At 45.9% G+C, this 16,181-nt stretch carries 15 protein-coding genes; 13 read left to right on the forward strand and 2 right to left on the reverse strand.

What is annotated here, in order from left to right; all coding sequences use genetic code 11:
• Positions 1 to 295 precede the first annotated feature (295 nt).
• The 3 genes from LEPBO_RS0111665 to LEPBO_RS45055 all read left to right on the forward strand — a co-directional run bounded on the left by LEPBO_RS0111665 (position 296) and on the right by LEPBO_RS45055 (position 4,354).
• Entirely contained in the window at positions 296 to 1,984 is a 1,689-nt protein-coding gene (locus LEPBO_RS0111665) for a serine protease (protein WP_017287747.1), read from the forward strand.
• Between the two features lie 329 nt (positions 1,985 to 2,313).
• Complete coding sequence (locus tag LEPBO_RS45050; protein WP_017287748.1) at positions 2,314 to 3,384, forward strand: hydantoinase/oxoprolinase N-terminal domain-containing protein; 1,071 nt, start codon at positions 2,314 to 2,316, stop codon at positions 3,382 to 3,384.
• A 1-nt stretch (position 3,385) separates the two neighbouring features.
• Positions 3,386 to 4,354, forward strand: a complete 969-nt coding sequence (locus tag LEPBO_RS45055; RefSeq protein WP_017287749.1) for a hydantoinase B/oxoprolinase family protein — start codon at positions 3,386 to 3,388, stop codon at positions 4,352 to 4,354.
• Between the two features lie 45 nt (positions 4,355 to 4,399).
• Here LEPBO_RS45055 and LEPBO_RS40005 read toward each other — a convergent pair whose 3' ends face one another.
• Complete coding sequence (locus LEPBO_RS40005) at positions 4,400 to 5,467, reverse strand: hypothetical protein (RefSeq protein ID WP_017287750.1); 1,068 nt, start codon at positions 5,465 to 5,467, stop codon at positions 4,400 to 4,402.
• A gap of 112 nt (positions 5,468 to 5,579) precedes the next feature.
• Between LEPBO_RS40005 and LEPBO_RS0111685 the strand changes: the two genes are divergently transcribed.
• From LEPBO_RS0111685 to LEPBO_RS0111695, 3 genes are read left to right on the forward strand one after another with little or no spacing between them, the layout of a single operon-like run.
• Positions 5,580 to 6,497 carry a metallophosphoesterase family protein gene (locus LEPBO_RS0111685; protein ID WP_017287751.1) on the forward strand — a complete coding sequence of 306 codons (918 nt, stop codon included), beginning with the start codon at positions 5,580 to 5,582 and terminating at the stop codon, positions 6,495 to 6,497.
• Positions 6,494 to 7,132 (forward strand): class I SAM-dependent methyltransferase, encoded by a 639-nt coding sequence (locus LEPBO_RS0111690; protein ID WP_017287752.1) that lies wholly within the window; start codon positions 6,494 to 6,496, stop codon positions 7,130 to 7,132. Before LEPBO_RS0111685 ends, LEPBO_RS0111690 begins: the two co-directional genes overlap by 4 nt.
• 4 nt (positions 7,133 to 7,136) lie before the next feature.
• The gene (locus LEPBO_RS0111695; RefSeq protein ID WP_017287753.1) at positions 7,137 to 7,811 is read left to right on the forward strand and encodes an ABC transporter ATP-binding protein; all 675 of its coding nucleotides are present in this window, start codon (positions 7,137 to 7,139) and stop codon (positions 7,809 to 7,811) included.
• A 161-nt stretch (positions 7,812 to 7,972) separates the two neighbouring features.
• Here LEPBO_RS0111695 and LEPBO_RS0111700 read toward each other — a convergent pair whose 3' ends face one another.
• Positions 7,973 to 8,677 carry a glutathione binding-like protein gene (locus LEPBO_RS0111700; protein WP_017287754.1) on the reverse strand — a complete coding sequence of 235 codons (705 nt, stop codon included), beginning with the start codon at positions 8,675 to 8,677 and terminating at the stop codon, positions 7,973 to 7,975.
• A 321-nt stretch (positions 8,678 to 8,998) separates the two neighbouring features.
• Between LEPBO_RS0111700 and LEPBO_RS40010 the strand changes: the two genes are divergently transcribed.
• The 7 genes from LEPBO_RS40010 to LEPBO_RS0111735 all read left to right on the forward strand — a co-directional run bounded on the left by LEPBO_RS40010 (position 8,999) and on the right by LEPBO_RS0111735 (position 16,179).
• Positions 8,999 to 10,639, forward strand: a complete 1,641-nt coding sequence (locus LEPBO_RS40010; RefSeq protein ID WP_017287755.1) for a lasso peptide biosynthesis B2 protein — start codon at positions 8,999 to 9,001, stop codon at positions 10,637 to 10,639.
• Between the two features lie 68 nt (positions 10,640 to 10,707).
• On the forward strand, positions 10,708 to 11,025 hold the full coding sequence (locus LEPBO_RS0111710; protein ID WP_017287756.1) for a PqqD family protein: 318 nt from the start codon (positions 10,708 to 10,710) through the stop codon (positions 11,023 to 11,025).
• Positions 11,026 to 11,028: 3 nt separating this feature from the next.
• Positions 11,029 to 12,894: an asparagine synthetase B family protein gene (locus tag LEPBO_RS0111715; protein ID WP_017287757.1), complete on the forward strand. Its 1,866-nt coding sequence runs from the start codon at positions 11,029 to 11,031 to the stop codon at positions 12,892 to 12,894.
• Complete coding sequence (locus LEPBO_RS0111720; RefSeq protein ID WP_017287758.1) at positions 12,894 to 13,667, forward strand: class I SAM-dependent methyltransferase; 774 nt, start codon at positions 12,894 to 12,896, stop codon at positions 13,665 to 13,667. Before LEPBO_RS0111715 ends, LEPBO_RS0111720 begins: the two co-directional genes overlap by 1 nt.
• 204 nt (positions 13,668 to 13,871) lie before the next feature.
• A complete protein-coding gene (locus LEPBO_RS42880; protein WP_154660828.1) occupies positions 13,872 to 14,033 on the forward strand; it encodes a hypothetical protein in 162 nt (53 codons plus the stop codon).
• Positions 14,034 to 14,179: 146 nt separating this feature from the next.
• Positions 14,180 to 15,061, forward strand: a complete 882-nt coding sequence (locus LEPBO_RS0111730; protein ID WP_017287760.1) for a hypothetical protein — start codon at positions 14,180 to 14,182, stop codon at positions 15,059 to 15,061.
• The gene (locus tag LEPBO_RS0111735; protein ID WP_017287761.1) at positions 15,058 to 16,179 is read left to right on the forward strand and encodes a 50S ribosomal protein L11 methyltransferase; all 1,122 of its coding nucleotides are present in this window, start codon (positions 15,058 to 15,060) and stop codon (positions 16,177 to 16,179) included. The genes LEPBO_RS0111730 and LEPBO_RS0111735 overlap by 4 nt, the downstream gene beginning before the upstream one ends.
• Positions 16,180 to 16,181 lie beyond the last annotated feature (2 nt).

Below are 16,181 nucleotides of genomic sequence, written 5' to 3' on the forward strand. Positions count from 1 at the left end.
TCATTGAGCTTTTCAAGATTTTGTCTCAGGGCTTGTCTTAGTACCGAATTGATTGAGCGTGATGGTGCAAGTATAAGAGGATGTTTGACAAAGTATCGTTCATCGCATTTACCCGCCCCGGAATGAATTCGGGGCGAGATTGAACAGAGCGAGGAAACTGTTGATACTTTCAAAACACCTTTTGAGAGATGAAAAGACATCATCTCGAACCTTCATAACTTGCGCCAATCATTCGCTTATCTCCTACCCGGTTCAGATTTTCGCCTACAAAATTTTGCTCAAAGAGGGTTCCCAGATGGCTCGAATTGGTTGGATAGTCGGCTTGTTCTCCGGCATCACACTCGCATTTAGTCAAGCTTCGATTACACTTGCCAAAGCAGTTCTTTCTCCGTCTGAAATTCGCCAAACGGCTCAACCACTGACCGTTCAGATCTTAGGTTTTAGTCCAGAAGGAAGTCAGACGGGATCAGGTGTGATCATTGCGAAACAGGGCAATACTTATGCAGTGTTAACCAACCGCCATGTAATTTGCAATTTGGATTTCGCGGGACAATGCGATCGCAATTTAAGACTTCAGATTCGGACTGCCAATGGTCAGCGCTATCCAGTCGCAAATACTCATACATTTGAGCAGTTAAAAGGCATTCCTGACGTTGCAGTGGTTTTATTTCAATCTCCACAAAACTATCCAGTTGCAACATTCGGGGATTCAACCCAATTAGCTAAGCGGGATCTGATCTGGATTAATGGTTATCCAGGCAGTCCGCAGCAATCTCCTGGGACAGAGCCTGTTGCATTTCACAAAGGCTTTTTCACCTCTCAGGTGAATGATCCTCATAGTGAAGGTTACTCATTGATGTTTACAACGATCGCGGCTCCTGGAATGAGCGGTAGCCCGATCTTTGATGCAAGCGGGCGAGTGATTGCCATTTTTGGGCAATCCGGCGATATGGGCGTTTTAGCAGGCATTCCCTCGAATTTTGTCTCGGATTTATTGCAAAAATCGTCGAAGTTAAATCAGATGACACTGACTGTCGATCGCTCTGCTCTCACCGGAACTCGACCACAGTTGAGCACACCTCAAACGGCTGAAGATTACTTTTTGCGAGGAGTCAGTCAAATTGATCAACCCCAATCTGCACTCGCTGATTTGACAAAAGCAATTGAGCTAAATCCCAAGTTGATGATGCCGTATCGAACGAGAGCTACAATTCGAGCCAGAATGGGCGATCAACAAGGTGCAATGCGCGATTTTGAAACAGTACTGAAGCTCAATCCAGATCGCAGTGATGCGTTGTCTGCACGGGCACAAATGCGCATTCAATGGAATGATCTCACAGGCGCGATCGCAGATTACACCGAAGCCCTGCAACATGCTCCTCAGACCCCAAGTTTGCTCTTCAATCGAGGCATGACACACAGCCGACTGGGGAACTATCAAGCCTCAGTAGACGATTTTACAGCGGGAATTGTACTTCAGCCTAAAGATGCAGTTGCTTATCGAGAACGAGGACGTAGCTATCTCGGACTGCAACAATTACCGAGTGCATTGAAAGATCTCGATCGCTCGATTGCACTCGATCCTAGCTCAGCCGTTGCTTACGATCTGCGCTGCTTTATTCAAATGGGAATGGATCGTTATCAGGCAGCTTTGAATGATTGTAATCGCGCGATCGAGATCAATCCTACTTATGCGATCGCGTATGCTGATCGAGCATTTGCTTGGCTTGGCTTAAACAATCCTCAGAATGCGATTCAAGATGCGAAAACAGCGAGTCGGCTTGATCCGAAATTGAGCGAATCTTATACGGTGCAAGCGATGGCGTATGAGCGGATAGGAGATCTGCAAAATGCGATCGTTGCTTATGAGGCTGTGATGAACTTGTTGCGAGAGAATGGTCAGATCAATTCCAGAGCATATCAGGGAATTTCAGCGACGATCGCGCAACTAAGAAGCAAGGTAAAATCACAAGAATCTCGATAACGAGGTTTTTGTCGTGGGGATTTGATTTTGACTGCGTTTAAGAAGGCGTTTGTTAAGTATCAACCTTTCCTCGCTCCGTTCGATCTCGCCCCGGACTGAAAGTCCAGGGCTAACGGTGCGAAGTCCTTTGAAAAGGACTAAAGAGCTGATTCTGATTGGCTGTTAGTCCCTTGAGTGGACTTCGTTCAACTAGCCCGGAATTCCATTCCAGGGCGGGTGATTGCGATGAACGATACTTCTTTAAAATCCTCTAACCTCCGAGGACTCAGATTTGAATTTTTGAGCAAAGTCTCACCGCACCTTACCCCGTATTTCACTCAATTTTTCTTATGGCAAATCAGGGCTGGCAGTTTTGGATTGATCGAGGTGGCACATTCACTGATGTTGTTGCTCAACGTCCAGATGGCACGATCGTCGTTCACAAATTGCTGTCTGAAAATCCTGAATGCTATCAAGATGCTGCAATTCAAGGCATTCGAGATGTGTTAGGACTGACGAATGATCAACCGATTCCTTGCGACCAAATCGCAGTTGTGAAAATGGGAACGACTGTAGCAACCAATGCTTTGTTAGAGCGTCAAGGCGATCGCACTGTATTACTGATTACTCAAGGCTTTCGAGATGCGCTGAGAATTGGCTATCAAAACCGCCCCAACATCTTTGCTCAACAGATCGTGCGACCAGAAATGCTGTATGAGCGAGTGATCGAAGTAGAGGAACGCTTTAGCGCTCAAGGCGAAGAACTTTGTCCGGTTCAGATTACGGAGGAACTTATTCGATCGCTTACTGCTGCTTATGAGGACGGAATTCGAGCTTGTGCGATCGTGTTACTTCACGGATATCGCTATCCTCAACATGAACAACAGCTCGCTGAGATAGCTCAAAAGATTGGATTTACTCAAATCTCTGTTTCGCATCAGGTGAGTCCACTCATGAAGCTTGTGAGTCGAGGCGATACAACCGTTGTTGATGCTTATCTTTCTCCAATTTTGCGCCGTTATGTCGATCAAGTTTCAGCCGCGCTCAACAACACTGATTTGATGTTTATGCAGTCTAATGGGGGCTTAGTCAATGCTCAGCAATTTCAAGGGAAAGATAGTATTTTATCGGGACCTGCGGGTGGAATTGTCGGAGCGGTAAAAACCAGTGCACTAGCGGGGTTTGATAAAATCATTGGCTTTGATATGGGCGGGACTTCTACAGATGTTTCGCATTTTAATGGACAGTATGAACGCACCTTTGAAACTGAAGTCGCCGGAGTGAGATTGCGATCGCCAATGATGGCAATTCACACGGTTGCAGCAGGAGGCGGATCCATCCTTCGCTTTGATGGATCTCGGTATCGAGTAGGTCCGGAATCAGCCTTATCCAGTTCGCAATCCTCAGCAGAATATCGCTGATTTGCAAGCTCAGATTGCAGCGAGTGAGAGAGGATCACAGCAGCTTTTACAAATGGTTGATCGCTATAGGTTAGAAACGGTTCAAGCTTACATGCAGCATATTCAAGACAATGCTGAAGAAGCTGTACGTCAAGCAATTACAGTGCTGCAAGATGGCGATTTTACTTACGAAATGGATGATGGCAATCAAATCCAAGTCAGTGTCAAAATCAAAGACCACAGCGCGATCGTCGATTTTACTGGCACTTCTCCGCAGCAGTTATCGAACTTAAATGCACCGCTCGCGATTTGTAAAGCAGTTGTTCTCTATGTCTTTCGTACCTTAGTTCAAGATGATATCCCACTGAATGCAGGGTGTTTGAAGCCTTTAGAAATTATTGTGCCTGAAGGGTGCTTGCTGAATCCTCAATATCCGGCAGCAGTCGTGGCTGGCAATGTGGAAACATCACAAGCGATCGCGAATGCTCTCTATGGTGCATTAGGAGTTTTAGCAGCTTCTCAAGGCACCATGAACAATTTTACCTTTGGCAATGAGCAGTATCAGTACTATGAGACGATTTGTGGCGGGTCTGGAGCAGGCGCGACATTCGATGGGACAGATGCAGTTCAAACTCATATGACCAATTCGCGATTGACTGACCCTGAAGTGTTGGAATGGCGCTTTCCTGTCTTAGTCGATATGTTTGCAATCCGGGCAGGAAGTGGCGGTCAGGGGAAGCATTCAGGCGGAAATGGGGTGATTCGTCGGATTCGGTTTCGCGAGGCAATGACTGCTGCAATCTTGTCAGGGCATCGGCGCATTCAGCCGTTTGGATTAGCCGGAGGTCAAGCCGGAAAGACAGGACGAAATTGGGTCGAACGATCGAATGGAACGATCGTAGAAGTGTCGGGAAAAGCGGAAGTTCAGATGTTGCCGGGAGATGTGTTTGTAATTGAAACTCCGGGCGGGGGTGGGTTTGGGGAAGGCTAGTAGTTTGCCGGAATTTAGATGATAGGGAGTGGGGATTTTTAAGAGCTATGATGCGATCGCACTTTTTCGCTTCACGACAACCATTGAATCTCCTACGATCGGCGGTCGTGCTAGTAACACACCTCGCGGATCACGAACCTCTAATTTGGGAAGCTTGAACGTCTGAGATCGTGTCCACAATTCGTCTGCAAATCGGTCTTGCTGTTCAGCATTAAATCGATACCAGTCATTTGAAACCGTAACTTTCATCTGACCTCGTGTTTCGTTCTGCTCAACTGACACGACTAGACCATTGATAAAGCGATCGCTAATTTCTATCACTTGATCCTCGATCGCAGCGATGCGTTTCTCTTCAGGTGTCAATTCTGGTTGAGGAATAGCTGGTTCTGCAACAACTTCCGGCACTTCTACTTCTGGCGTTTCTACAATCGGTTCTGCTGCTTCAACTGGAATCTCTGCAACGACTTCTGGTTCGCTAACCGCTTCTGGTTCACCGACGACAATCGGTTCACTTACAACGATTGGCTCACCAACTACTTCTGGTTCACCGACGACAATCGGTTCGCTGACCACTTCTGGCTCACTGACGACAATCGGTTCACTCACTACTTCCGGCTCGCTCACCACAGGAGTCGTCACGGTTTGTGGTGCAGTGTCAGGAGTGGATAAATCAGAGGGAAAAGACGATTTTGTCTGATCTGGCAGAATCAGCGGGGGACGATTTGCGACTTGTGGGTGAGGGGGTTTCGAGGAAAAAAGCGATGTCGTGAACCAGAATAAAATCACGATCGCGCCTGCCAAAATCCTGCTTAAAGCGCGATCGCCTAATTTCTCATTCCATTCGGGCGAGAGTCGATCGCGTACCAGTTTTAACAACTGATTCCAAATCGGTAAAAACTTCTCCCACACGACAGAGAAGAACTTCAAAATCTTCGCAACCGTTGGATTCGGTTCTGACGAACCTTCTAGCGTATTGGCAGTTTTTTCGAGAAACTGAATCGTCGATCGTAAGAGCTTAATCGTGCCAGTTTTTAGCGAAAAAATAAAATCCGTTGTCTGAGACTGTGCCACACTAGACTGGGATTCTGGGGTTTGGTTTGAGTCTTGTGACATAGATGTGACCTCCTCGACAACAGAAATCTGTATGAATCCAGTAGAGTAAAGAGCGGTAAGATCTTCAATCTACCATCTGAGCGATCGCAACTGTTGTTAAGAACAAAGTCGTATGAGATTAAGTCGTCGTCAACTGCTGGTGTTAGGGGGAGTCGGTGCAGCCGGACTTGCCGTCGCCGGAAAGAGCTTTAGTCGGCAATTTGAGCCAATGCCACAAACGGTTTCTGAACCGCCTAAACCTGCAAGTCAAGAATTGATGCTGCGATTTGTTGCGGTCGCAGATTCAGGAGCAGGCGATCAAAATCAGTTTGATTCTGCGAATGCAATGGCAAACTATCACAAGAAGCATCCCTATTCACTCGTCACGCTCGCCGGAGATAATATTTACAACAGTGGCGAAATGGAGCGGATTGGCATTGCTTTCGAGCAGCCTTATGCACCTTTGTTGAAGCAAAATGTTCGCTTCCAAGCCTGCCTGGGCAATCATGACATCCGCACAGCAAACGGCGATCCACAAGTTCAATACAAGAACTTTCACATGACAGGACGGTACTACACCTACCGCGAAAAAGATGTGCAGTTCTTTGTGCTGGATACTAATGGCAATGCTGACTGGAAAGATCAAATGGCTTGGCTGAATGCTGAGCTAGGACGGAGTAATGCTCCGTGGAAAATTGTCTATGGACATCATCCGATCTATTCCTCCGGGCATTACGGAACCGATCGAGAGATGATCCGAAAATTTGCGCCATTGTTCAAAAAACATCAAGTGCAGCTTTATATCAATGGGCACGAGCATCACTATGAGCGATCGACATCCATTGATGGCACGACTTACTTAGTCACTGGTATTGGAGGCGCAAGTCTCCGTCCCGTCGGAACCTCAAAAACAACTGAATACTCCGTTTCTCGCTTTGGATTTAGTGCGATCGAAGTCTATCCGGATCGACTCCAAATCGAAGGCATCGGCACAGATGGGCTAGTGTTCGATCGCGGTATCATTGCTCGGCAAGCTCAGGTAGCAGTATGACAGATGCATCTACTCGCACCGTTCAACTCGCAACTGACTTCATCGGCAAGGGCGACCCCTTGGGATGGTTTGAAGAACTCTATGCGACTGCAAACGGAGATCCCACCACAGTTCCTTGGGCAAGGTTAACCCCGCATCCACTGTTTGTGGAATGGTTAAATCAACACTCGCTTGTCGGAAAAACGGCGATCGTCATCGGTTGCGGATTAGGAGACGATGCCGAAGAACTCGCAAAACGAGGCATGGAAGTGACAGCTTTTGATATTTCGGAAACCGCGATCGCTTGGTGCAAAAAACGATTTCCCGACTCATCTGTGAACTATCAAGTCGCTGATTTATTCCAGCTTGCATTGGGCAAATTCGACTTTGTTCTAGAGTCTTACACGATTCAAGCGATGCCGCCAGAATTGCGCGCTCAAGCGATTCCCAAAATCGCCGAACTTGTTGCAGAATCGGGACAACTGCTTGTGATTTGTCTCGGCAGAGAACCGGAACAGCCGTTAGCGACCGTGCCATTTCCGCTGACTAAAATAGAGCTATCTGGTTTTACTCAAGCTGGACTGCATGAAGTCAAGTTTGAAGACCTGAACGAACCAGAAACGGTCAGACGTTGGCGAGTGCAGTATCAAGGTTAATCCAATGGCAAATATGATTTGGATGGAAGACATCACGAAGACCTATCGCTTAGGTGAAGTCGATGTTCCGGTTCTCAAAGGGATTGATCTGGCGATCGAAGAAGGCGAGTATGTTGCGATCATGGGCATGTCCGGATCGGGTAAGTCCACTTTGATGAATATCATCGGATGTCTGGATCGCCCATCTGATGGCAATTATGTTCTTGAAGGTCGGAATTTAACCACCTTAGATAATGATGAACTTGCCTTTATTCGCAATCAACGCATTGGGTTTGTCTTCCAGCAGTTCAATTTGCTCAGCCGGGCAACGGCTTTAGAAAATGTGATGTTGCCGATGGTCTATGCAGGCGTTGCCCGATCGCAAAGAAAACGCCGAGCCGAAGAAGCTCTCACACGAGTTGGACTCGCAGAACGTTTATCCAACCGTCCCAATCAACTGTCTGGAGGACAACAGCAACGAGTTGCGATCGCACGAGCTTTGGTCAATCGTCCGGCGCTCGTCCTCGCTGATGAGCCAACAGGTGCTTTAGATACGCAAACTTCAGCCGAAGTGATGGCATTGTTGACTGAACTCAATCAGCAAGGAATTACGATCGTGATTGTGACGCATGAACCTGATATTGCCGCACAAACTCAGCGGACGATTCATGTGAAAGATGGGTTGGTCGTTGATGGGTGAGTACCCGAAGCATCGAGTTTCGAGGAAGTGATATGTAGCGATCCTGTCTGAGTTGCAACGGCTAGAAAAAGTGGGGAGTAGGGGGTAGGGAGTAGAGAGCTACCAAACAAACAACTCCCTACTCCCCACCCTAGCAATTAAGCAAACTTGAATGAGCATCCTCAACTTGCAGGCTTGACTGTCCCCGCCGATTGATTAAACAACAGTTCTCGTGCTTGTTCTGGGCTAATCTGATCTGCCTTAAACGCCTCTGCTTTCTCATAAGCTCGTACCGTTGCTGGACGAGATTGAATCGTCTCAAACCAGCGCTTCAAATTGGGAAAATCTTCGAGCTTTTGCCCCTGACGCTCGTAAGGCACAATCCACGGGTAGCAAGCAATATCCGCGATCGAATATTCGCCTGCTAAAAATTCGCGATCGCTCAACTGTTTGTTCATCACCGCATAAAGCCTTCCCGTTTCATTCACGTAGCGATTGATCGCGTACGAAATTTTCTCAGGCGCATACTGGCTGAAATGGTGATTCTGTCCTGCCATCGGACCTAACCCTCCCATCTGCCAAAACAACCACTGCAATGTATCTGCCCGACCTCGAAGATCACTTGGAATCAATTTGCCTGTCTTTTCAGCCAGGTAGAGCAAGATCGCACCCGATTCAAACAGAGAAATCGGCTCACCGCCGTCTGCTGGTTCATGATCTACGATCGCCGGAATCCGATTGTTTGGAGAAACCTTGAGAAATTCAGGTTGAAACTGATCGCCCTTGCCAATATTGATCGGCACAAGATTATAAGGTAGCCCTACTTCCTCTAGAAAGATTGTAATTTTATGCCCATTGGGTGTTGTCCAATAGTAGAGATCGAGCATGAGAGTTTGTGTTCCTGAGAATGTACTTCAATTGCACGATCGTAGCGAATCTCCGTCTCATCGATTTGCATTAAGATATCTAATTCTTATTCAAATCTGAATCAACTCTGCCGATGTCAAAAAGTTCCGGAGAGCAGGAATCCGTCACGTAATAGAGGAAATATTGGTATTTTTTATTACATTCTCTCTGGCTACGCAAGCGAATTAATACAAGAAAACAAACTAAAAAATTGTGATGGAAGAGTTTCAATGTAGGCATGTCTACAGTTCAGTCCCATGAAGATTGTTTGTTCTTGCTCAGCCCTCTAGCATAAGCAATTTATGTCGCCCTTATCTCAAGACACTTTTGCCCCTTTGAGTTCTCAAGATGACCTTGAGCTAGCCTTACTCCTATGCTGTGCCAGAACTCATCGCGATGCTACAACAGTGGCTCAGATTCATCAACTAGTACACCAGCCGATTCGATGGGAAAACCTCATTCCCCTAGCCGAGTGGCACAGTGTCCTGCCGCTGGTCTATCAAACCTTAAACACAGTCTGTCCAGAAAAGATTCCTCCTGAAATTTCTAAGCGGCTCCGGCAGTCCTTCTATGCAATCTCACTCAACAATCAACTGTTGATACAAACGCTGCTTATCCTATTAAAACAATTTGAGGATGCAGAGATTCCCGTTCTCGCTTTCAAGGGTCCATTGTTGGCGATTTCGTACTACGGCGACTTGAATTTAAGGCAATTTAACGATCTCGATCTGCTTGTTGCTCGAAATGATTTTGAACGTGCTCAAACCTTATTGCGGGAAAAAAATTACCAGCCTTATCAAGTATTAGGGTGGCAAACGGCTTTCGCTCATTCATCAAGTGGAGTAGGAATTGATCTCCACCGTGCCCTAACTCCACCCTATTTCAAATTCGATTTGCAGTTTGAAGAACTGCGATCTCGCCTTCAATCTTGTTCGTTCGACAATCAGCAGATCGCCTGTCTCTCCCCGATTGATATGTTGCTCATCCTCTGTGTGAGCTTTTGCCGCGATCGCCATGAACAAAAATCTCGGCTCATTCAACTGTGCGATATCGCTCAACTGATTCAAGCTTATCCCAATCTCGACTGGCATCAGGTTCTCAACCAATCTCGTCGATTCGGCATCCTACATATGGTTCTAGTGACACTAGCACTTGGACAGCAGCTTTTGCAGATTCCCTTACCGAAAATGATGCAAACTCAGATTCAACACAATTCAGCGATCGAGTCGTTGCTGCATCCACTTGCAACCAATCTACTTAAAACCAATTTACAGCCTCAGCTTCTACAGTTTGATTCAGAAACATTCTGCTTGGATCACACTTTCTATTTGGCGCTCAGAGAACGCTGGTCGGATAAAATCCCTTACTTTCTGAATTATGCTGCGCTGCCCGTTGATCATCTGCAACGCATCCAGTTACCCAAAGCATTCGATCATCTATACTTAATTCGCCGAACAATTGGACCGAAGACTAATCTATTTCGGCTGAAAGTATTGCTACACAGAGTAAAGCTTTTCTTGCGCCTTTCTCCACAAGACAGCATTCGTTTCATCTGTGCCTTAGCATTGTTTCCTTGCATCGCGATCGCACTACAGCATTGGAATATTGCACAGATTCAAGGTGTTCTCACTCGCTTATGCCGACCGCTCTCTCCTGCATCACCAGTTCAAGTAGCGCGAACAGTCAGATTAGTCGAAATTGCAGCACGGCAATACAGTTCTCGCTGGGCAAATTGTCTGAAGCGATCGCTAGTGCTCTGGTATCTGCTGCGCTGTCAAGGAATTGCGAGTGAACTCAGAATTGGGGTGCGCCGAGAGCAAGGGGAATTTCAAGCCCATGCTTGGGTGGAATGTCAGGGCAAAATCCTGAATGATATCCCCGATGTGCACCAATCGTTTGCTGCCTTTGACTCGACACTTATGCATAAGCTCTCATCTGACTAATCTCCGGATTGGAATAAATTGCTGTGGATACAGCAAAGCACTATTAACAACTATCACTTCTCAAACCAATGCTTAAACATCCTCAAATCACCCTAACAGATTCACTTCTTAATCAGCAGAAATACCAGATTGCGGATGATGTACTCTATCGCCAAGTTGATACTGAAGCAATCCTGCTCAGCATTTCTGGTGGCGCTTACTATAGTTTGAATGAAACCAGTATTTACATCTGGGACGCGCTCAAAAATCAGCAGCCGCTCGCCTCTGCGGTAGACCGCATTCTGGATGAATACGACGTTGAGCGGACTCAAGTTCTCACGGATTTGCAACAAGTACTCCAAGACCTATCAGCTTATGGTCTGATTTCTCCCGTTAACCTAGAGTGAGCTATGAGCGGAATTTTAGGAATCTGGAATAGCCAGCAGCCTAGCCCTTGGGAAGCAATGCTGAGCGATTTAACCGTGTTGGGAAGAGATGGACAAGGCAGTTGGCATGATCCATCGATTGGACTCAGTTTAGGGCGATCGCAGTTATTTAATACACCAGAATCTTGCTTAGAAGCACCTGTTGTTGAGCAAGATGGCTGTGTACTCGTTTGGGATGGGCGACTTGACGATCGAGAGACGTTACTCGCAGGGCGTACTCAAGTCCCAGATGCTCAATTGATTATTGAAAGCTATCGACGTTGGGGAGTGGATAGTCTGCGCCATCTCGTGGGTGAGTTTGTATTTATCCTTTGGGATGCGAGCCAAGACCTATTATTCGTCGGCTGTGATCCTGTCGGCAATCGTACGATCGCTTATGTCTGGGATGGCAATACTTTATTGCTTTGCTCACGGGTTTTGACTTTATTGCTTCACCCGCAAGTGAGCCATGAATTTGATGAAGGTTACATGGCTCATACGATCTGCGATGCCTGGGCACATCCTGCCGAAATTACTCCATTTCAGGCAATTAAACGGCTCCGACCTGGATACGGCTTAATCCTCCAATCAGGACGACTTCAGCAGCGTCAACTTGCAAAATTAGCACCGACAAGCTACGACTTACGGGACTCACCGGAAACCTACTTCGAGAAATTTTGGTATCTTCTCAATCAATCCGTTCGCGATCGCTTACGCAACTACCGTCCGGTATGTACGACCTTGAGCGGTGGGTTAGATTCTACAACGGTAACAGTTGCTCTCCTCAATCATCTTTCCAATCTTGAAGCATTCTCAGTCACTACAGAGCGTTATGCTGCAATTGATGAAAGCGAACCCATTCAAGCATTTCTCGATCGATATTCCCAAGTCAAATGGCATTCCATTAACTGTGATGATGCTTGGGTATTGAGTGAACCGTGGGAACAGTTACCGCTGCCTGATGATCCGTTTACGAGTTGTGTTGTACCAATGCATTTACGGATGATGCAAGAGGCTCAAAAATTGGGCTTTGGTCTGATATTTGATGGCGAGTGGGGCGATGAGTTTTGCTATATATTCTGGCGCGATCGCATTCAAGTGGGAGACTGGCAATTTCTGTGGCAACAGCTTAGAAGCCCAGGAAATCGTCGATCGTTTGTTTTGCAAGACCTCATTTTGCCCAATTGTCCAAAGCCCTGGCAAACTCAGTGGATGATGTCACGCCTGAAGCTCAGAAATCTTGCGCCGCAATGGATTCAATCCACCTATCTAGCACAGATACAACAGACTCAAGTTGCAGAACAGCTTGCGATGAAGTCTTTTGGATTAGATCGAGTTAAGGCTTTGAATCAAGAGATCGAAGATGCTAGTTTTGTTGGGACGATGCAAGTTCACCGATTGCTTCGATCTGCTCATCAATTAGAATATACTTCGCCACTACGCGATCAGCGCGTAGTTGAATTTGCAAATCGGTTACATCCTTCGCTACAACTGGATTCAAACTATCAAAAAGTCTTTTTGCGCCATGCAAACCGAACAACTTTACCAGATGCAGTTAGGTTACGTCCAAAAATCAACTACTTCGATCCATTGAAGTATGCTGGACTCGGTAGAGGAAGCCAAGCTCTTGAATTGCTAGAACAAGCAAAACAAAATTCCTATTTACAAGAAGCAATTGATTTCAAGCAGCTAGAGAATTCGCTCTTGTCCTATCGGCAGTCATACGAGCAAGATTATCGACCAGACGAACCTTTCCACGATGGAATTGCGAATCAGTTGATCAGCACACTTGGATTAGCCAATTGGTTAACGCAGTTGGATAAAAAATATCTTGCTAGAAAGGTAATCTAATGATGATTAAAATTCATAAGCAATCCTATCGTTATTTTTATCAATTGATTGACTTGCTCACGGCTTGTTTTGTTGGCTTCTGGTTAGGAGTGCTCGATCGCAATTCGATGTATCAAATTGATCAACAGTTTTACGATAGCGAAGCCATCTATCGAGATGAAGAATATAATCAAAGCGGTTTTTGGGAGTGGGAATTCAAGGCGATTCAAACTCATTTTAAAACCTGTAAAACGATTCTGCTTGCAGGCGCAGGAGGAGGACGAGAAATCTTAGCCTTGCATGCCTTGGGATATGAAGTAGATGCATTTGAATGTAATCCTAATTTTGTCAAATTTGCAAATGAATTTCTTCAGGAAAAGCAGATCAATTGCACAGTTCAAATCGCGGTGAGAGACACTTGCCCGGTTTACGAAGAAATATACGACGGACTAATTGTTGGTTGGGGAGCTTATACCTTAATTCAAGGGCGGCAAACTCGGATTGATTTTCTAAAACAAATGCGAGATCGTGTTAAGAGCGGATCGCCAATTCTCTTATCATTTCTGTACGCTTATAAGCCTGCAAAATATTACAAGATGATTAGTACGATCGCGAATCTTATTCGAGCAATACGATGGCAATCTAAAACCGAAATCGGCGACTTTATACTTCCAGAAAACTTTGTCCATTACTTCTCGAAAGAACAGATTTCCTCCGAATTAAAGGAAGCAGGATTTAGACTTGAGTTCTATTCAGAACTCAACTACGGACATGCAGTCGGAATCGCCGAATGATTGAAAAAGAATCAATCGATTACTCCTAATAATTTATGAATTGATGTTAGAAGAGTTTTCTATCAGCTCCTTCAAAACTGATTTTCAAACTCCTCATTTTTCTCATATATTTACTGAAACTTTATCTTTAAACTAATAGACTGAAACTAGTATATATACAGGGTGCGCTTCGTAATTTATAAGACCATAAGGAGGTCAATCACAATGAAGAAGACATACCTATCGATGCAGGTTTCGCAACTAGGAAGTCTTGCAGAACTGACTCAACAAGCGCAAGGGAATCCTAAATCAGGTCCATTTCAAGATGGAATTAACATGAGAGTCACCAATCCAGGTGGTTTTGATGGCAGCGAAAATATGCGCTAAACATCGATGTGAAGAGCATTGTTACAGTTTGCACACTTAGTAAGTAAAATTTGCTCAGTTCAGCAACTTAACAGGTGCTCAGATCATTCATCAAGGGAGCATTCCAGTTGACGGAATGCTCCTAGCAAGTTTATCAAGATTGACCCATGAAATTTCAGAGCATTCTGCAGGCTGCTACCGACGAACTCAGACATATCTCAAACACTCAACTAACCTTAGAGTTAGTTACCGAACTTCCCTTAAACTCAGGAGCAGGCTCTATATATAAGAATAGCTCTGCACAAAATACTTCACATCATTACTGGATTCCTTGGACAGAAGAGATGGGTGCATGGATTGATGCCAATGGTCATCATGCAATCCTTGTCGTGGTTGAATCAGCCCCAATCGAGAACATTCAAGGCTCTCCCGTATTGTGTTTTGCTGCTCATATTGCTGCTACTTGTTTAGGGTTACAGGGACAAATCGCACTTCATGCAAATGTTGTCGCTTTAGATGGAGTCGCGATCGCGTTTGCAGGATGTTCTGGAAAGGGGAAATCGACCTTAACTACATATTGTGTAAGCCGTGGTGCAAGCTTTGTCACCGATGATGTTTTAGTCGTCAATGACCAAGGGCAAGTTCGCCCTGGAAGTCCTCGGATTAAGCTGTTTCCTCATACGGGAGAAAGCTTTGGATTAGACGCTTCCGAAACAACAACCTACAAAATTCATTATGCAATAGAACAATTGGGGATAACTCCTCAGAACCAATCTTTCCCATTGGGTACCATTTACCTACTCGAAGAAAGCGATCGCATCTATATTGAGCAGCTTTCACCCAGCCAAGCCCTGCTCGATCTGCTGATTCATAGCTATCACGTGACCGAAATCATGCCCGATCAGCCGAGCTTGTTTTATGCCTACACCAATTTAGTGGCACAAGTCCCCGTCAAAAAACTGTTCTACCCACGATCATTCGAGAGCCTACCCAAGCTCTACGACTTCTTGCAAACCGAAACGCATTCTTTTACTCCTCAACTTCTATGAGCTATCTTCTTCTACAGGGGCAGCAGGTGATGACCCTTGATGCTAGACGCAATGCAGCTTATCTTCAGGCGATGCAAGCAGTCATCACCCCAGACAGTGTGGTGCTAGATTTAGGAGCAGGTCTAGGAATTTTTGGACTGCTGGCAGCTCAACTGGGCGCAAAACGAGTTTACATGGTCGAGCCAGAAGACATTATCAGCTTGACACAGCAGATTGTGAAAGCGAATGGATACAGCGATCGCATTCAGTGTTTACAAGGCAAAATCGAAGAAGTGACGATCCCTGAGCCTGTTGATGTGATTATTTCAGTCTTTACAGGGAACTTTTTACTCTCAGAAGATCTCCTACCTTCGCTATTCTACGCCCGCGATCGCTACCTTAAGCCAAGTGGCGTGCTCATTCCCTCAGCGGCAGTCATGGAGACGGTTCCTGCCTCTGTCCCCGCTTTCTATGAACGAGAGATTGCAGTGTGGTCAAATCCACATCTGAATTTAGATCATAGTCCAGTTCGTTCCTATGTGAGCCAAGCTATGTTCTTTGCACGTCAAGACCTTGGACAGGCTCAATATCTGGCAGAACCCGAAAAAGTCATGGCATTAGATTTCTATCAAGCCACTGATACGAATTGTCGTGCAGAGATACACCATACCATCACTCAAGCAGGCATCTGTCACGGTTGGATCGGTTGGTTCAAAATGCTACTTGGAGATCAGTGGCTTTCGACTGCGCCGCACGAACCTCCGCTCCACTGGTCATCTGCATTCATGCCGATCGATCCACCTGTTGCTTTTGAAGTAGGTGAGACTGTTACTTTCAAATTACAACGCCCGCCTTATGGGGACTGGATTTGGCAATTTAAGAGCCAGCAGACACAGCAACAGCGATCGACATTCTTCTCTGTGCCCAACACCCTAAAAACCCTGCAAAAGATGGCTCCTGCTTATCAGCCTAATCTAAATACCAAAGGCAAAGCCGTGCATTATATTTTGGCTCATGCCGATGGAACTCACTCTGTACAAGAACTCGCACAGCAACTCGTTTCGCTGTTTCCAGATACATTTGCGACAGATCAGAAAGCCACAAAATTTATTCAAACGCTCGTCAGTTGGTTGGCATAACG

The organism is Leptolyngbya boryana PCC 6306 (genome assembly GCF_000353285.1).
GTDB classification, from domain to species: domain Bacteria; phylum Cyanobacteriota; class Cyanobacteriia; order Leptolyngbyales; family Leptolyngbyaceae; genus Leptolyngbya; species Leptolyngbya boryana.